This is a genomic window from Streptomyces sp. 7N604, from assembly GCF_052245475.1.
GTDB lineage: Bacteria > Actinomycetota > Actinomycetes > Streptomycetales > Streptomycetaceae > Streptomyces.
The window spans coordinates 232842-252044 of record NZ_JBQQBX010000006.1 but is presented as its reverse complement, the minus strand read 5'-3'; the positions used below and the strand labels follow the sequence as shown (position 1 = coordinate 252044).

The 19203-nt window shown below is 73.3% G+C and carries 6 protein-coding genes; 3 read left to right on the top strand and 3 right to left on the bottom strand.

The window, feature by feature from the left end; translation table 11 throughout:
* Positions 1 to 666 precede the first annotated feature (666 nt).
* Both ACTWP8_RS09105 and ACTWP8_RS09100 read left to right on the top strand, forming a co-directional pair.
* Complete coding sequence (locus tag ACTWP8_RS09105; RefSeq protein ID WP_443321627.1) at positions 667 to 14526, top strand: type I polyketide synthase; 13860 nt, start codon at positions 667 to 669, stop codon at positions 14524 to 14526.
* Between the two features lie 62 nt (positions 14527 to 14588).
* Positions 14589 to 15359, top strand: coding sequence for a thioesterase II family protein (locus ACTWP8_RS09100; protein ID WP_443321626.1), 771 nt, complete (start codon positions 14589 to 14591; stop codon positions 15357 to 15359).
* Between the two features lie 123 nt (positions 15360 to 15482).
* Here ACTWP8_RS09100 and ACTWP8_RS09095 read toward each other — a convergent pair whose 3' ends face one another.
* Complete coding sequence (locus ACTWP8_RS09095; RefSeq protein ID WP_443321625.1) at positions 15483 to 16217, bottom strand: hypothetical protein; 735 nt, start codon at positions 16215 to 16217, stop codon at positions 15483 to 15485.
* On the bottom strand, positions 16217 to 16762 hold the full coding sequence (locus ACTWP8_RS09090) for a flavin reductase family protein (protein ID WP_443321624.1): 546 nt from the start codon (positions 16760 to 16762) through the stop codon (positions 16217 to 16219). The genes ACTWP8_RS09095 and ACTWP8_RS09090 overlap by 1 nt, the downstream gene beginning before the upstream one ends.
* Positions 16763 to 16980: 218 nt before the next feature.
* Between ACTWP8_RS09090 and ACTWP8_RS09085 the strand changes: the two genes are divergently transcribed.
* Positions 16981 to 18591, top strand: a complete 1611-nt coding sequence (locus tag ACTWP8_RS09085; protein WP_443321623.1) for an aspartate aminotransferase family protein — start codon at positions 16981 to 16983, stop codon at positions 18589 to 18591.
* A 262-nt stretch (positions 18592 to 18853) separates the two neighbouring features.
* Here ACTWP8_RS09085 and ACTWP8_RS09080 read toward each other — a convergent pair whose 3' ends face one another.
* A complete protein-coding gene (locus ACTWP8_RS09080; protein ID WP_443321662.1) occupies positions 18854 to 19153 on the bottom strand; it encodes a winged helix-turn-helix transcriptional regulator in 300 nt (99 codons plus the stop codon).
* Positions 19154 to 19203: the final 50 nt, after the last annotated feature.

The following is a 19203-nucleotide window of genomic DNA, read 5'->3' as shown; positions in this document are numbered from 1 at the left end:
CATGGCACAGGGATCAAGAGCCGTCACAACCCCGTGACACCACGAGCTCGGCCTCAGGTATGCGAATGCGCGGCCGCCGGGCGGGACATGCGGGTATCGGTCAATCGGCGCCCAGAGCGCGATCCAGGAGGCAGCTGGGCCGGCGGGACGGTGCGGGACCGGAGAACGCGATTCGTTCTGGTCCCCGAAGTCCGGGCGCAGAACCGGGTAAAGCCATTTCCGCATCAGCGATCCGGGCTCCGGTGATCCGGTGACGGGAAATTCATGCCGGTCCCATCTGCGGTTTCCGTGACCATGCCGCCTGGTCGAGAACGGCGGTGTTCTCGATCCGTCGGGGCGATGCCACAGGTGTTGTGTGGTCCGGGTGCCCAATGTCCGGTCATGCCGCGGTAAGCGCTGTGCGCCGCTGCCACTTGTGATTTTCTCCCGAGCCGCGGCGGGGGGGCGGGCCGGGATGTGGGGCCCGGCCGCACTGGGCCGTGTGGCTCCACCGCGCTCTCATCGCCGGGCAACGCCGGGCTCACCCCCGGGTCCCGAAAAGAGGATTACCGGTGTGTGACCGGGCATTGGGGTCGCTTCAAGCAGACTGTTGATCACTCGCTTTCCTTAGGGGTTACGCGCTTTACAGGTCTTCGGTCGTTGGTTCTTGGTCTTTGGGGGTCGGTAATGAAGGAAATCGCTGTCGTCGGGATGTCCTGCCGACTGCCGATGGCGTCCGGCCCGGAGGAATTCTGGGATCTGCTCAGCACCGGTGCGAGCGCACTCACCGAGGGACCGCACGGCAGGCGCGGTGGTTTCCTCGACGGGGTCGGGGACTTCGACGCAGCCTTTTTCGGTGTCTCGCCGCGTGAGGCGGCCACCATGGACCCGCAGCAGCGGCTCGTCCTCGAGCTGGCCTGGGAGGCGCTGGAGAACGCAGGCATCGTGCCGGAGACTCTGCGGGGCAGCCGTACGGCGGTGTTCGTGGGCACGCTCCGGGACGACTACACGAGCCTGCTCTACCAGCACGGCACCGAGGCGATCACCCAGCACACGATGACGGGCCTGAACCGGGGGATCATCGCCAACCGGGTGTCGTACCACCTGGATCTGCACGGCCCGAGCCTGACCGTCGACGCCGCGCAGTCGTCGTCGCTGGTCGCCGTCCACCTGGCGTGTGAGAGCCTGCGGACCGGGGAGGCCGACGCGGCGATCGCCGCCGGGGTGAACCTGAACATCCTCGCGGAGAACACGGTTACCGAGGAGCAGTTCGGGGCGCTGTCACCGGACGGCGAGAGCTACGCCTTCGACGCCCGCGCGAACGGGTTCGTACCCGGCGAGGGCGGCGGCGTGGTGATCCTCAAACCCCTGGAGCGGGCCCTGGCCGACGGTGACCGCGTCCACGGCGTGATCCGCGGCAGCGCGGTCAACAACGACGGCTCCACGCCAGGCCTGACCGTGCCCAGCGGCACGGCACAGGAGCAGGTGATCCGCCAGGCGTACGAGCGCGCCGGAGTGGACCCGCGCACGGTGCAGTATGTGGAGGCCCACGGCACCGGCACCCCGGTCGGCGACCCGATCGAGGCGGCGGCGCTCGGCGCCGTCCTTGGCGCCGGGCGCGACGGCGGCGATCCGCTGCTGATCGGCTCGGCCAAGACCAACATCGGGCACCTGGAGGGGGCGTCGGGCATCGTCGGGCTGCTGAAGGTGCTGCTCGCCCTGTCCCGGCGCATGCTGCCGCCCAGCCGCAACTTCGCCACCCCGAACCCGCGGGTCCCGCTCGCCGACGTGGGTCTGTCGGTACAGCGCGAACTGACCCCCTGGCCCCACCCGGACCGCTCGCTGCTCGCGGGCGTGAGCTCCTTCGGCATGGGCGGCACCAACTGCCATGTCGTCGTCGCCCAGTCCCCCAAGACCGTCCCCGTCGCGCCGGAGACCCCCCGCAGGACACCCCCACCCCCCACCGTCCTGCCGTGGGTGCTCTCCGGGCGCGGCGGGGACGCCCTGCGCGCGCAGGCCGAGCGGTTGCACGGCTTCGCGGCAGCCGGGGCCGCCGGAGCCTCCGCGGCCGCCGGGCCCTTTTCGGCCGCGCCCGACCCGGCCGACATCGGTTGGTCCCTGGCGGCCACTCGCTCGGTGTTCAGCGACCGGGCGGTCGTGTTCGCCGACCGGACCGAGGGGCGTGACGGGCTGCTGAAGGGCCTGCGCGCGCTGGCCGCAGGGCGGCCCGCGTCGGGCGTGGTCTCCGGCAGCGCGCGGCCCGGCGGCCTCGGCGTCGTCTTCACCGGACAGGGCAGTCAGCGGGCCGGCATGGGTCTGGAGTTGTACGAGGAGTTCCCGCGGTATGCCGAGGCGTTCGACGAGATGTGCGCCCATCTGGACCCGCTGCTGCCGCGGCCGCTGCGGGAGGTGATCGCCTCCGGTGAGGGGCTGGACGACACCGGCTTCACCCAGCCCGCGCTGTTCGCCGTCGAGGTTGCCCTGTACCGGCTGGCCGAGTCGTGGGGAGTGGTGCCCGACGGGCTCGCCGGGCACTCCGTCGGCGAGATCGCCGCGGCCCACGTGGCGGGCGTGCTCTCCCCGGCCGATGCCGCGCGGCTGGTCGCCGCCCGGGGGCGTCTCATGCAGGCCCTGCCCGCCGGCGGCGGCATGGTCGCCGTGGAGGCCACCAAGGAGGAAGTGGCCGCGCTGCTGGCCGGACGCGAGGAGGAGGCGGGCCTCGCCGCGGTCAACGGCCCCGCGGCCGTAGTGATCTCCGGAGCGGTGGACGCGCTCGCGGACATCACCGGCGAATTGGCCTCCCGGGGGCGCAGGACCAAGCGTCTGCAGGTCTCACACGCCTTCCACTCCCCGCTGATGGAGCCGATGCTGGCCGAATTCCACGCGGTGGCGCGGGAACTGGACTTCCACGAGCCGCGCATCCCCGTCGTCTCCTCCGTCACCGGCCGGCCCGCGACCGCCGGCGAACTGCGCTCTCCCGACTACTGGGTGGAGCAGGTGCGCAGGCCGGTGCGGTTCCTGGACGCGGCCCGGACCCTGGAGGACGAGGGCGTCACCACGTACCTCGAACTCGGCCCGGAGGGCGTGTGCTCGGCGATGGTGGACGCCTCCGTGCGCGACCCCGGCTCCGCCGCCTCGGTGCCCGCCCTGCGGGCGGGCCGACCCGAACCGCAGACCCTGGTGGCCGCGCTCGCCACGGTCTTCGTACGCGGCAGCCGGGTGGACTTCACGGCGGCGTACGAGGGCACCGGTGCGCGCCGTACCGATCTGCCCACGTACGCGTTCCAGCGCAGGAGGTACTGGATCGACGGTGGCGCCCGCGGTCCCGTACCGCTGCCGGGCGCCGCACCCGAGCCTGCGGAGGAGGAGACCACCGCACCGCTCGGCGGTCTGGGTGAGCGGCTGGCCGCCCTGCCCGAGGCCGAGCGCCGCCGCGCTGTGGCCGACACCGTCCTTGCGCACACCGCCGCCGTCCTCGGCCACGACGCGGACCGGGCGGAGCAGGAGGTCGGGTCCGATGTCACCTTCAAGGACCTGGGCGTCGACTCGTTGATGGCCGTCGAGCTGCGCAACGGTCTGTCGGCAGCCACCGGGCTGCGGCTGCCCAGCGGCCTGCTCTTCGACCGGCCCACCCCGGCCGCCCTCGTCGACCACCTGCTGGCGCGGCTGCTGGGCACGGACGACCGCGGTGCGGCGGACGCCGCCTCGGCACGGGGCGCCGGGGACGGCGACCCCATCGCGATCGTCGGCATGGCCTGCCGGTACCCCGGCGGGGTGGCGTCGCCGGAGGACCTGTGGCGGCTGGTGGACGGCGGCGTGGATGCGATCTCCGCGTTCCCGGCCGACCGCGGCTGGGACGAGGGCCTGTACGACCCGGATCCCGACCGCTCCGGCGGAAGCTATGTCGACCAGGGCGGATTCCTGCACGGCGCGGGGGAGTTCGACGCAGCATTCTTCGGCGTCTCGCCGCGCGAGGCGCTCGCCATGGATCCGCAGCAGCGGCTGCTGCTGGAGACCGCCTGGGAGGCCGTCGAGCGCGCCGGTCTCGATCCGCGGTCGCTGCACGGCAGCCGTACGGGCGTGTTCGTCGGCGGCACCGCGCTGGACTATGGGCCGCGCATGCACGAGACGGGCCACGGCGTAGAGGGCCACGTGCTGACCGGCACCACCGCCAGCGTGATGTCCGGTCGTATCGCCTACCAGCTGGGCCTGGTCGGCCCTGCCGTCACCGTGGACACCGCGTGCTCGTCGTCGCTGGTGGCCCTGCACATGGCAGTACGGTCACTGCGCTCGGGCGAGTCGTCGCTGGCCCTGGCGGGCGGTGTGACGGTGATGTCCGGGCCGGGGATGTTCGTGGAGTTCTCCCGGCAGCGCGGGCTCGCCGCCGACGGCCGCAGCAAGTCCTTCGCGGCGTCCGCCGACGGCACCTCCTGGGCCGAGGGCGTGGGACTGCTGCTGGTGGAGCGGCTGTCGGATGCGCGGCGCAACGGGCACCGGGTGCTGGCCGTCGTCCGCGGGTCGGCGGTCAACCAGGACGGCGCGTCCAACGGCCTGACCGCACCGAACGGCCCGTCGCAGGAGCGAGTGATCCGTCAGGCGCTCGCCGACGCCCGCCTGGACGCCCGGGATGTCGACGCGGTAGAGGCGCACGGCACCGGCACCGCCCTCGGCGACCCGATCGAGGCCGAGGCGATCCTGGCCACGTACGGGCAGGACCGCGACGGCGCCGAGCCGGTGTTCCTGGGCTCGCTCAAGTCGAACATCGGGCACGCGCAGGCCGCCGCGGGCGTGGGCGGGCTGATCAAGATGGTGGAGGCGATACGGCACGGTGCCCTCCCGCGTACCCTGCACGCCGACGAACCCACCCGGCACGTCGACTGGTCATCCGGCGCCGCCGAACTGCTCTCCCAGGCCCGGCCGTGGCCGGTGACCGGCCGCCCGCGCCGCGCGGCCGTGTCCTCGTTCGGCATCAGCGGCACCAACGCACACGTGATCGTCGAGCAGGGCGACCCCGCCCAGGAACCAGCCGCCGCCGAGGCGACCGCCCCGGTGCCGTGGGTGGTCTCCGGACGGGACGAGGCGGCGCTGCGCGCCCAGGCCGGGCAGCTGCGCGACCACCTGCGCCACCACCGCGGGCCGGGCCCGGCCGACATCGGGCTCTCGCTGGCCTCGACCCGTACGGCCTTCGAGGAGCGGGCGGTGGTGACCGGCACCGGCACCGCGGACCTGCTGGCCGGGCTCGACGCCCTCGCACGCGGGGAGGACCACCCGCGATTGGTGCGCGGCAGCGCGGCCCGCGCCGGCCGCACGGCGCTGCTGTTCACCGGCCAGGGGGCGCAGCGCCCCGGTATGGGCCGGGAGCTGTACGAGGCGTTCCCGGTCTTCGCCGAGGCCCTGGGCGCCGTGTGCGCGGAGCTGGACCCGTACCTGGACCGGTCGCTGCGCGCGGTGATGTTCGCCGATGGGGCGGGCGGGGACGGCGAGGACGCGGACCTGCTGGACCGCACGGCCTACACCCAACCCGCGCTGTTCGCCCTCGAGGTCGCCCTGTACCGGCTGCTGGAGCATCACGGCCTGACCCCGGACCTGGTCGCGGGCCACTCCATCGGAGAGCTGGCCGCGGCCCACGTCGCGGGCGTGTGGTCGCTTGCGGACGCCGCCCGGCTGGTCGCCGCCCGGGGCCGTCTGATGCAGTCAGCGCGGGCCGGCGGCGCCATGGCAGCGATCCAGGCGAGCGAGGAGGAGATCGCACCCACCCTGGCGGGCCGCGGCGGCGAGGTCGCCGTCGCCGCCGTCAACGGACCCGACGCCGTGGTGATCTCCGGTGACGCGGATGCCGTGGCCGCCGTCGCGGCGCACTGGCAGGCCCGCGGCCGCAGGCACCGCGCACTCACCGTCAGCCACGCCTTCCACTCCCCGCACATGGACGATGTGCTGGACGACTTCCGTGAGACAGCCGCCGCGGTGACCTACCACGCGCCGGTGATCCCGCTCGTGTCGACCCTGACCGGCGAGCTCGCCATCGAAGGCGAACTGCGGTCCCCGGAGTACTGGACGCGGCAGATCCGCGAGGCCGTGCGCTTCGCCGACGCCGCACGCACCCTGCGGGCGCTGGACGCCACGGTGTTCTTGGAGGTCGGGCCCGACGCGGTCCTGTCCGCCATGGCCGACGCGTCCCTCGCGTCCCCCGCCGACGGCCAACCGGCCACCGTCGTACCGTTGCTGCGCCGCGACCGCCCCGAGGCCGGCACCCTGGTCACCGGGCTTGCCCAGGCCTACGCGGCGGGCGCCCGACTCGACACGGCCTCCTTCTTCTCCGACGACGCCACCCTCGTCGACCTGCCCACCTACGCCTTCCAGCGCGAGCACTACTGGCTGGTGCCCGAGGCCGGCGGCGACCCGCGCCGCCTGGGCCTGGACGCCTCCGGGCACCCGCTGCTCAGCGCCGCGGTCGAACTCGCGGATCGCGAGGAACTGGTACTCACCAGTCGGCTGACGCTGAGCGGCCACCCCTGGCTGGCCGACCACGCGGTCGGCGGCGGGGTCCTCGTACCGGCCACCGCCTTCCTGGAACTGGCCGTCGCGGCGGGCGACCGGGCGGGCGCGCCGCGAGTGGAGGAGCTGACGCTGGAGGCGCCACTGTCCCTGACAGAGCGTCAGGCCGTACGGGTGCAGATCGTGGTCGGCGCGCCGGACGCATCCGGCAGCCGCCCGTTCACGGTGCATGCCCGGCCCGACGCCGGCGAAGGCGAGCCGGGGGAGTGGACCCGGCACGCGTCCGGCGCGCTCGGCACCACGGCCCCCGCCGCTGCCGGGGACCTGCGCCAGTGGCCGCCCGCCGGCGCCCGGCCGGAGCCGCTCACCGACGTCTACGACCGGCTCGCCGCCCTCGGCTACGACTACGGGCCTGCCTTCCAGGGCCTGCGCGCCCTGTGGCGCGGCGCCGACGGCGACCTGTACGCCGAGGTACGGCTGCCCGAGGACCAGCGGGAGGCCGCCACCCGCTTCGCCCTGCACCCCGCCCTCTTCGACGCCGTACTCCACCCGCTGGTGCTGCACGCGGCAGACGGGGTGGCACCCGGCGAGATCCATCTTCCGTTCGCGTGGAGCGGCCTGACCGTGCACGCCGCCGGAGCCACTCAGCTGCGCGTACGCATCTCCGCCACCGGCAGCGGCTCCGCCTCGCTGACTCTTGCCGACCCCGTCGGCGAGCCCGTCGCCACCGTCGCGTCCCTGACGCTGCGTCCGGTAGCCCGGGAACGGCTCGCACCGGCCACGGGGATCGCCGCTTCCCTGTGGGTCCTGCGGTGGCCGGCCGTCCCCGCTCCCGAGGTCGGCACGCCCCGCTGGGCCGAGCTCAGCGCCGAGGATCCGGCCGATCTGACCGCCGCGTACGGCGACGACGGCGCCGGCATGACCGCCGTCGTACGCGTCGGCCCTCCGGCGGACGACGGCGGTCATGCCGTGGCCGGGGACGCGCACCAGCCGGCGGCGCGCATCCTGCGGCTGGTGCAGGGATGGCTGGCAGACGAGCGCCTGACCGACCACCGGCTGGTGGTCGTCACCGCACGGGCGGTCGCCGTCCTGCCCGGCGAGGACGTGACCGCACCCGCCGCCGCGCCCGTATGGGGCCTGCTTCGCTCGGTGCAGTCCGAGCACCCGGGGCGGGTGACACTGGTCGACCTCGACCACGGTGACCGGGACGCCGAGGACGCGGACGCGCTGCTGGCCGCCGCGGTGGCCAGCGAGGAACCCCAGATCGCGGTGCGGGACGGGCAATTGCGCGTGCCGCGACTGGTGCGGGCGCCCCGGCCGGAGGCGGGTACCGGGGCGCGGGCCGAGGCCGGGGCTGTGCCGGAGAGCCCGGCGGCGCCGGAAGCCGGGGACGGGCCAGGGGCTACCACCCCACCTGGCCTGGACCCTGACGGCACGGTGCTGATCACCGGTGGCACCGGCGGGCTCGGAGCCTTGTTCGCCCGGCACCTCGTCACCGCTCACGGCGTGCGTCACTTGCTGCTCAGCAGCCGCCGGGGGCCGGACGCGCCCGGCGCCGCCGACCTCGCGGGCGAACTGGCGGCGCTGGGCGCCGAGGTGACCGTGGCGGCCGCCGACGCCGCCGACCGCGACTCCGTCGCCGCCCTGCTGGCTCGCGTGCCTGCCGAGCACCCGCTGACCGGGGTCCTTCACACGGCGGGCGTGCTCGACGACTGCACCGTCGAATCCCTCACCCCCGAGCGGCTCCGGGAGGTCCTGCGACCCAAGACGGACGCGGCCTGGCACCTCCACGAGCTGACGAAAAATCAGCCACTGGCGGCGTTCGTTCTGTTCTCCTCGGTGTCCGGCCTCACCGGCACGGCAGGGCAGGCCAACTACGCCGCCGCCAACACCGGCCTCGATGCCCTCGCCGCCCACCGCCGCGCCCACGGGCTGCCCGCCGTCTCCCTGGCCTGGGGCCTGTGGGACGGCACCCACGGCATGGGCGGCACGCTGGGCGAGTCCGACCTCGCCCGCTGGTCCCGCGCCGGGATCGCGCCGCTCGCGCCGGAGCAGGGCCTGGCTCTGTTCGACCTCGCGCTGGCGGGCGGTGGCGCCCCCGACAGCCTGCTCGTACCGGCGCTGCTGACACCGGCCGGGCCCCGCGCCGGGACCGGCACGGTTCCCGCGGTCCTGCGCGACGTGGCCGGCTCCGCTCCCCGCCTTCGTACGCGCCGGGCGGCGGGCGCCGACGACGCGTCCGCCCGGGACGACGGGGACTGGGCGCGGCGGATCGCCGCGCTGCCCGAGGACGAACGGCCGGGCGCGGTGCTCGACCTGGTCCGCACCGTGGCCGCAGGCGTGCTGGGACACGCGGGCGCGGGCGGCGTCGACCCCGACCGGTCCTTCAGGGACATCGGCCTGGACTCCCTGGGCGGTGTGGAGCTGCGCAACCGGCTGGGCGCCGCCACGGGGCTGCGGCTGCCCGCCACCGCCGTGTTCGACCACCCCTCGCCCACCGCGCTGGCGGAGTACGTGCACGAGCGGGTCTCGGGCGCAGCGCCCGCGGCCGTGGCCGCCGTACGGACGGCCGCGGCGGACGAGCCGGTCGCGATCGTGGGCATGGCATGCCGTTTCCCCGGCGGCGTGGCGTCTCCCGAGGACCTGTGGCGGCTGGTCGCCGACGGCGTCGACGCGGTGAGCGAGTTCCCGGCGAACCGCGGCTGGGACCTGGAGGGGCTGTACGACCCCGACCCGGAGCACACCGGTACCTCGTACACCCGGCATGGCGGATTCCTGCACGATGCGGACCTGTTCGATCCCGACTTCTTCGGCATGTCCCCGCGCGAAGCCGTCGCCACCGACCCGCAGCACCGGCTGCTGATGGAGGCCGCCTGGGAGACGTTCGAGAGCGCCGGTATCGATCCGGCCACCGTGCGCGGCTCCAACACCGGTGTCTTCGCGGGCGCCATGTACGACGACTACGCCTCCCGGCTGCCGAAGACCCCTGAGGGTTTCGAGGGCTTCCTGCTGGCGGGCAACCTCTCCAGCGTCGTCTCCGGCCGCCTGGCCTACACCTACGGTCTGGAGGGCCCGGCCGTCACGGTCGACACCGCCTGCTCGTCATCCCTGGTCGCCCTGCACCTCGCCGCGAGCGCGCTGCGCGGCGGGGAGTGCGACCTGGCGCTGGCCGGCGGCGTCACCGTGATGTCCGGGCCGAACACCTTCGTGGAGTTCTCCCGCCAGCGCGGCCTGTCGGCGGACGGCCGCTGCAAGTCCTTCTCCGCAGCGGCGGACGGCACGGGCTGGGCCGAGGGCGTGGGTCTGCTGCTGGTGGAGCGGCTGTCGGACGCGCGGCGCAACGGCCACCGGGTGCTGGCCGTCGTCCGCGGGTCGGCGGTCAACCAGGACGGCGCGTCCAACGGCCTGACCGCGCCCAACGGCCCGTCGCAGGAGCGGGTCATCCGGCAGGCGCTCGCCAACGCGGGACTGCCGCCCTCCGACGTGGACGCGGTCGAGGCACACGGCACGGGCACCACGCTCGGCGACCCTATCGAGGCCCAGGCGCTGATCGCGACGTACGGACAGGACCGGCCCGAGGACCGGCCGGTGTGGCTGGGCTCGCTGAAGTCCAACATCGGCCACGCGCAGGCGGCGGCCGGCGTCGGCGGCGTCATCAAGATGATCGAGGCGATGCGGCACGGCTCCCTGCCGCCCACGCTGCACGTCGAGGAGCCGTCGCCGCACGTCGACTGGGACGCCGGGGCGGTCGCCCTGCTGACCGAGGCCCGGCCCTGGCCGGACGCGGGCCGCCCGCGCCGGGCGGGTGTCTCCTCCTTCGGCATCAGCGGCACCAACGCCCACGTGATCGTCGAGCAGGGCGACCCCGACCCGGACCCCGGACCGGACTCCGGTCCGTCACCGGCCCCGGTCACCGTCGGCGCGGCGATCCCCGTGCCGTGGTTCCTCTCCGGCCGCGACGAAGCGGCGCTGCGCGCCCAGGCCGAACGGCTGCACCGCCACCTCGCCGAGCGGCCCGGGATATCCCCGGTGGACGTCGGCTACTCGCTGGCCACCACTCGCGCCGCCCTGGAGCACCGCGCGGCCGTCCTCGGCACCGGCCGCGACGAGCTGCTGGCCGGGCTCACCGCCCTCGCCCGCGGCGAGCGCGCACCGAACGTACTGCGCGGCGGAGGAGACCGCGCGGGCCGCGGCCGGACGGCGGTCCTGCTCACGGGGCAGGGCAGCCAGCGCCTGGGCATGGGCCGCGAACTGTACGAGAACTCCCCGGTGTTCGCCGCCGCCCTCGACGCGGTGTGCGGGCACCTCGACCCCGCCCTGCCCCGCCCGCTGAAAACCGTCCTGTTCGCCCCGGCCGACTCCGCGGACTCGGCGCTGCTGGACCAGACCGCCTTCACCCAGGCCGCGCTGTTCGCCGTCGAGACCGCCCTGTACCGGCTGATCGAGCACTACGGCGTGGTCCCGGACCACCTGCTGGGCCACTCCATCGGCGAAGTCACCGCGGCGCACCTGGCCGGTGTGTGGGATCTGGCCGACGCCTGCTCGGTCGTCATCGCCCGTGGCCGGCTCATGCAAGCCGCCCGCGAGGGCGGGGCGATGGCCGCGCTCCAGGCGTCCGAGGACGAGGTCCGCGAGACGCTGGCGGCGTACGGCGACACGGTCGCCGTCGCGGGCGTCAACGGCCCGCGGGCCACCGTGGTCTCCGGTGACGCCCGCGCCGTGGACGAGATCGCCGACCTGTGGCGCTCCCGCGGCAGGAAGACCACGCGCCTTCCGGTCAGTCACGCCTTCCACTCCCCGCACATGGACGACGTCCTCGACGACTTCCGTACGGCCCTGTCCGACCTCACCTTCCACGAGCCGCGCATCCCGGTCGTCTCCAATGTCACCGGGGAACCGGCCACCGCCGAACAGCTGCGCTCACCCGACTACTGGGCCCGCCACATCCGCGAAGCCGTCCGCTTCCAGGACGGCGTAAGGACCCTCCAGGCCGCCGGCGTCACCGAATACCTGGAGCTGGGCCCCGACGGCGTGCTCACGGCCATGGCCCAGGAATGCCTCACGGAGACGGAGACGGAGACCGGGACCGGGGACGGCGCGACCCTGGCCCCCCTCCTGCGCGCCGGGCGTCCGGAGACGGCAACCCTCGCCGCCGCGCTCGCCCGTACCCACCTGGGCGGCGGACGGCTGGACTTGGCCGCGCTGTTCCCCGGCGCCCGCCGCGTCGACCTGCCCACCTACGCCTTCCAGCACCAGCGGTACTGGCTCCCGGCCCCGGCCACCTCCGGCGACGCCGCAGGGCTCGGCCTGAGCGCCGCCGACCACCCGCTGCTCGGCACCGCCGTCGCCCTGGCCGACCGCGACGCTTACCTGTTCACCGGCAGGCTGGCCCGTCACACCCACCCCTGGCTGGCCGACCACCGGGTACAGGACACCGTGCTCCTGCCCGCCACGGGCCTGCTGGAACTCGCCGTCCGGGCCGGCGAGGAGGTCGGCTGCGCGCGGGTGGAGGAGCTGACGCTCGCCGTGCCGCTGGTGGTGCCCGAGCGCGCAGGGACGCGGGTGCAGATCGTCGTGGGCGAACCGGACGAGGACGGCCGCCGCAGGCTGGAGGTGTACGGGCGGCCCGATGACGCGGGCGACGGCGAGCGGCCGTGGACCACCCACGCCACCGGCCTGCTGGCCCCGGACACCTTCACCGACCCTGACTCCGCGTTGGGCCTCATGGTGTGGCCGCCTGCCGGAGCGGTCGAGGTGGGGCTTGAGGAGGTGTACGAGCGGCTGGCCGAGCGCGGTTACGCCTACGGGCCCGCCTTCCAAGGGCTGCGCCGCGTGTGGAAGGCCGAAAGGGAGTTGTACGCCGAGGTGGCGCTGGGAGAGGAGCAGCGTGCGGACGCGGCACGCTTCGCCCTGCATCCGGCCCTGTTGGATGCCGCGCTGCACAGCCTGCTGCCCGGCGTGGCCGACGACGCGGCACCGGCCGTGCTGCCGTTCGCATGGTCGGGGGCGAATGTCGTCGCCGTCGGGGCGACCACGCTGCGCGTCAGGCTCACGACGACCGGCCCGGAGTCGGTGTCGCTGACGGTTGCCGACGGAACGGGCGCCCCGGTGGCGTCGGTGGACGAGCTGGCGCTGCGGCCGCTGTCCCGGGGCGCGCTACGGGACACCGCATCCGTCGTACGCGACGGCCTGTTCCCCGTCCGCTGGACGAGCCTGCCGACGGGCGAGTCCGGGGGCAGCGGCGCGGATTGGGCTGTGGTGGGCGAGGACACCCTGGGGCTCGGTCCCTCCGTACGGGTCTGTGCGGATCTGGGCGCGGTGCCGGAGGAGGTTCCCGGCACAGTGGTCGTGCCGTTGCTCGACGCGGCCGGGGACGCGCGTACCGCCGTGGCGGAGGCGTTGGGGCTGGTGCGGGAGTGGCTGGCCGAGGAGCGGTTCGCTGGTTCGCGGCTGGTGGTGGTGACGCGCCGTGCGGTCGCCGCCGGCGCCGAGGACGTGGCCGATCTGGCGCACGCAGGCGTGTGGGGTCTGGTGCGGTCGGCGCAGACCGAGCACCCCGGTCGGTTCGTGCTGGTGGACCTGGACACCTCCGGCGAGCTGCTCGCCGAGGCGGTCGCCTGCGGGGAGCCCCAAGTGGCCGTGCGGGAAGGTGAGCTGCGGGTGCCGGGGCTGGTCCGGTCGGTCCCGGCCGCCGGGCGTGAGGAGCCGTCGTGGGACGGCGGCACCGTGCTGGTGACCGGCGCGACGGGCGCGCTGGGCGGCGTACTGGCCCGGCATCTGGTGACCGAACGGGGAGCGCGTCGTCTGCTGCTGCTCAGCCGCCGGGGTGCGGACGCCCCAGGGGCGGCACGGCTACACGACGAACTGGTCGAGCTGGGGGCCCACGTGTCGTTCGCGGCGTGTGACGCGGCGGACCGGGAGGCGCTGGCCGCGGTGCTGGCCGCGGTTCCGGCCGAGTATCCGCTGACCGCCGTCGTGCACACCGCCGGCGTACTCGACGACGGTGTGACCGCAGCGATGACGTCGGAGCAGCTGGACCGGGTGCTGCGGCCCAAAGTGGACGCGGCGTGGAATCTGCATGAGCTGACGCGTGACCGCGACCTGTCCGCCTTCGTTCTGTACTCGTCCGTCGCGGGTCTGCTGGGTACCGCCGGGCAGGCCAACTACGCGGCGGGCAACGCCTTCCTGGACGCCCTGGCCGCCCACCGCCGCGCACACGGGCTGCCCGGCACCTCCCTGGCCTGGGGCCTGTGGGAGCAGGCGAGCGACCTGTCCGGTCATCTGTCCGAGGCGGACCTGCGCCGACTGGCCCGCATGGGGCTGCGGCCGCTGCCCTCCGGCGACGCGATGGAACTGTTCGATGCGGCCCTCGCGACGGACGAGGCCGTGTTCGCCGTCACCAGGCTGGACACCTCCGCGCTCCGGGCGCAGACTGCGCCGCCCCCGCTGCTGCGCGGTCTGGTGCCCGTGTCTCAGCGCCGTTCGGCCGCTCACGGCACGGCCGGTGCGCGGTCCGCGGAGGCGTCGCCGGCCCAGCGGCTGTCCGGCCTGTCCCCGGAGGAGCGGGAGCGGGCGCTGGCGGATCTGGTACGTACCCACGTGGCCGGCGTGCTCGGGCTCGCGGATCCGGGTGGGGTCGAGGACGACCGGCCGTTGCAGGAGATGGGCTTCGACTCCCTCACCGTCGTCGAGCTGCGCAACCATCTGGGCACCGCCACCGGCCTTCGCCTGCCCACCACCCTCGCCTTCGACCACCCCACCCCAGCCGCCCTCACGGGTTACCTCGTCGGGCGGCTGGCCCAGGACGCGGACCACTCGCCCGCCGACTCGGCCGTCCTGGCGGACCTGGACCGGCTGGAGGCCGCCCTGCGGTCCGCCGTCTCGGGCGCAAGCGCTCACGGGACGCACGAGCGGATCACGCTGCGACTGCGGGAACTGCTGGAGATCGCACACGCTGCCGACAGCGGCACTGACGAGGACGCCGCCCCCGGTCAGGACCTCGACTCCGCGACGGACGAGGAGCTGTTCGCCCTCGTCGACGAACTCGACTGACACCGGCCCGGTATCGACCGGCTCCCCGCCGGTCGACGGTCCAGAAAGGAACACCCAGCACCATGGCGTACACCTCCGCATCGGACGGCGCATGGATCCGCCGCTTCCATTCGGCTGCGCCCGGGACGGGCGACAGGGTGAGGCTGGTCTGCCTTCCGCACGCGGGAGGCTCGGCGAGTTCCTACTTCCCGCTGTCCGCGGCCCTGGCGGCGGACACCGAGACGCTGGCCGTGCAGTATCCCGGCCGCCAGGACCGGCACTCCGAGGCACCGATCGGCAGCATCACCGAGCTCGCGGACGAGGTCTACGGAGCACTGGAGCCGTGGACCGGCCGACCGGTGGCCCTCTTCGGCCACAGCATGGGCGCATTGGTCGCTTTCGAGGTCGCACGGCGGATGGAGGACCGGGCCGGCGTGACGCCCGGCGCCCTCTTCGTTTCGGGGCGGCGGGCGCCGTCGCGGCACCGCCCCGAGACGGTGCATCTGAAGGACGACGCCGGACTGCTCGCCGAGCTGAGGTCGTTGAGCGGAACCGATTCCAGGCTGCTCGGCGACGAGGAGCTCCTCGCCATGATCATGCCCGCGATCCGGGCCGACTACGCCGCACTCGCGGCCTACAGATTCCCGGCGGCAGCACGACCGCTGCGCTGCCCCGTCACCGCCCTGGTCGGGGACGCGGATCCGGTCACCACGATCGACGACGCCCGCGCCTGGGACGAACACACCGGAGGTGACTTCGAGCTGAGAATCTTCCCCGGAGGCCACTTCTACCTGAACGGGCACGAGGAAGAGATCGCGGCACTGATCTCACGCCAGGTCAAGAACCTGATGTGACGGGCCCCTTCATGGCGCGGCGGCGGCGAGTCGCCGCCCCATCAGGGAGGCTGTGGCAAGGGTGCAAGAGTTACTCCCCCCGGACTCAGTCCGGGGGGAGTAACTCTTGCCATCCGTCCTGGCTCACGAGTCGGTTTGCGCGCTCGGTTCCAGGAGCCGGGCGGCGGTGCCGAGTGTCCGGCCGAGGTGGTCATGCAGGTCACGGACGACGCCGTGACTCTCCTGCCAACAGCAGTCGGCGTGGCTCCCCGCCGCTGGGACGGTGGCGTCGGCTCGCCGTACGGAATGCCCCACCGCCCGTACCGCTTCCGCCTGCAAGCGTGCCGCTGCGGCGCCGTGCCCGCCGCTCTCCAGGAACTGGAGCATGACGCACTCCATCAGCAACGTGGAGGCCGCAGCCCGGTACGGGCCGATGCGTATGCCCTCGGCAGCGGGTGCCCGAGGCGCAGGCTGCCCGTCCGCCGCCGTCGCGGCGGTGACGATGCGGCGGGTACGGGCGATCAGAGCCGTTCGCAGGCTCGTGTCGGGGCCGTCCGGCGGATCGAGGATCGTCGGCAGTGAGGACGCGAAGCGGCGCTCGATCGAGGCGGCATGGAGCCTCAGCAGCCTCCGGGCGGCCGGGGACGCCTGCGGTTCGCGGCCGGTGTTCGGGGCCGCGGCCGTCCTCGGGCGCTCGCGGGCCGCGCGGCTGAGGGTCTCGGTCCGGGCCCGGGCCATCGTCCTCGAGCGCCCGCCGGCCGCACGGCTGAGGCCCTCGCTGAGGGCCCTGGCGAAGGCTTCGCCGATTGCGGCTGCCAGGGGCGGGGCCTGTGCCGGGGGTGTGTCCTGCGTCTTTCTGGTGACGACGGAGGTATCCATCACGAGTCTTGTGGGGTGTGAGGGGCGACCCGCTGGAACGCGCCACCGAAGAACAGCAGTCCTTCACGGGCTGAGCCGCAGCTCGCGCCGAGGACGTTGCCGACGAAGATCGAGTGATCGCCGAAGCCGTATGCCTCGGCCACCTCGCACTCCAGCCATGCCAGCGAGCCCGCCAGCAGCGGAGCGCCGGTGCGGGGGCCTGGCCGCCAGTCGATCCCGCGGAACTGCGTGGGGCCCAGGGGCCGTTGCTTGTCCGCGAAGAAGCGCGCCAGCTCCTCCTGCACGGCTCCCATGATGGACACGGCGAAGTGCCCGCTGGAGGTGATGGCCTGGTGCATCACCGCGCTGCGGGCGACACAGCACAGCACCGACGGCGGATCCAGCGACACCGAGCTGAAGGCGTTGGCGGTCATGCCGTGAACGTGTTCCCCGCCGACGGTGATCACTGTGACCCCCGTGGCGAACCGGGACATGACCTCGCGCAGGGTGGAGGGGGCCGTCAACTGCGAGGAACCAGCGGTGGCCTGGGCGGACGCGGAATTCATGTCGTAGCCTTTGTTTTTCCCATGCTGGAAAGGTAGGCGGCGCATTCCTACCGATTGCTCACTGCCGGGTAACCGGCCGCTCGGCACCTTTCCCGGAGCAGCCGGTTACCGCGCTGTGACCGAGTATTTCCGCCGGTCGGTAAAGTCGTCGATACGTATCGAGCCGTGGTCGAACCACGTGCGGGGGCCATCCGTTGCCGCAGTCGAAAGGGGACGACATGAATTCCTTGTCCGCAGAATCGGGACCCGCGAGTGCGGGATCGGCAGAGCCGGGTCTGGCCGAACCTCATCTGCTCGAATGGCTCGCCTCAGTCGGGCTCGACGTGGAGTATGTGCGCGCCGAGGGAAACACTCTCTACGCTCTGGACGAGAATCGTCGTGAAGTGCCTGTCGTGGACTTCGCGGGCGGCTACGGGTCCTTGATTTTCGGACACAACAACCCGGAGATCGTCGCGTACGCGCAGAAGCTCCTGGACTCTCAGGTCCCGGTGCACGCCCAGTTCTCGCGGCATCCCTATGCCAACGACGTGGCCAGGGCCCTGAACGTGATCATCCAGCGCGAGCTGGGAACTGGCGAGTCCTACGCCGCGGTCTTCGCCAACAGCGGTGCCGAAGCGGTCGAAGCCGCGCTCAAGCACGCCGAACTCGACCGGAGCATGCGGTTACGAGCGCTCGCCGACGAGGTCGAGGCGCACATCGAGGATGTGCACTCGGCGGTCCTGCGCGGTGATGTGGAGATCTCCGGCAGCGCCCGTACGCTGCTGGGCTTGGCCGAGGGCAGCAGCGCCTCCGGCGGATGGGAGGACCTGGCAGCGGAGATACGGCGCAGGAACGCGGCCGTGCTGGCCAGGCCGCCGCTGTTCCTCACGCTGGAAGGGGGATTCCACGGCAAGCTGGTGGGCAGCGTCCAGCTCACGCACAACGAGGGCTACCGGACACCGTTCAGGGCGCTGGCCGCGCAAGCGCGGTTCGTGCCTCCCGGGCGGCCGGACGTGCTCCGGGAGATCATCGAGAGCGAACGGTCAAGCCTGCTCGACGTGGTGACCGACGACGGCGCCGTTCACGTCGTCGAACGAGATGCCCCGGTCTTCTGCGCGTTCGTCCTCGAGCCGATCCAGGGCGAGGGCGGCGTCAATGTGATCACACCCGAATTCGCGGGGGACATCCAGCGGGCGTGCGCGGCCATCGGCTGCCCGGTCGTGGTGGACGAGGTGCAGAGCGGCATGGGCCGTTCCGGGGCCTTCCTGGCCAGCTCCCACATCGGCCTGCGGGGCGACTACTACACGCTGGCCAAGAGTCTGGGGGGCGGGCTCGCCAAGGCCGCCGTCATGCTCGTCAGCGGGGCCCGCTACCGCAAGGAGTTCGAACTTCTGCACAGCTCGACCTTCGCCAAGGACGCCTTCTCGTGCCTCATCGCCCTGAGGGTGCTGGAGATGCTGGAAGCCGACGGCGGCAGGGCGTACCGGCTCGCCACCGAGCGCGGCGGCCGGCTCAAGGACATGCTCCACTCGGTCCGGGCCGATTTCCCGGACGTGGTCAAGGACGTACGCGGCAAGGGTCTTCTGCTCGGACTGGAGTTCCACGACCAGTCCCGGGCCGCCTCGGCCGCCATCCGCGAGCACGCCCCGGTTCTCGGCTATGCGGTCGCCGGGTATCTGCTGCGCGAGCACCGCATCCGCACTTTCCCCACCGCAAGTGCGGTGAACACTCTGCGCTTCGAGCCGTCGGTCCACCTGAGCGACGCGGAGATCGCGCAGTTGGAGTCCGCGCTCAGGGGCGTGTGCTCGGTGCTGAGGGAGCCGGACGGGCAGGGCCTGGTCCGCCCGTGACAGGCGCAGCCATCGCGGATCGTCCGCTCGTGACGGCCGCAACGATCGCAGGTCGCCGGTTTGGCCGGTCTGCTGCTGCGTCACATGAAAGATCCAGGCCGTGACGGCGTTCGTATCGGCTTGCGCGGGCCGGACCGACGAGGGCGCGGCGCCGTCCGGCTAGCCCGACGCTGTGACAGGCGTGCTCTACGGCGGTCCTGGTCCGTTCAACGGTCCGGGGCCGCCGCTTCGCTGCGCACGCCCGCGGTCGTCGGCTTCGCCGCTACGCCGGCAAGTGGGTGGCCTCGATGTGTGCCACGTATGCCTCGCCCCACATGGCGAGCGGCTGCAGGTTCTCGCCGAGCGCCCGGCCGAGTTCGGTGAGCGAGTACTCCACCTTGGGCGGAACCTGTTGGAGGACCTCGCGGTGGACGATCCCGTCCGTTTCCAGCTCCCGCAACTGCTGGATGAGCACCTTCTCGCTCACCCCCGGCAGCGCCTGCCGTAACTGCCCGAAGCGGTGTGCCCGGTCGCGCAGCTCCCAGAGGATCAGGGCCTTCCACTTGCCTCCGACCACGTCCATCGCGGCGTCCAGACCGCAGATGTATGTCCGCTGTGCCAAAGCCCTCTCCT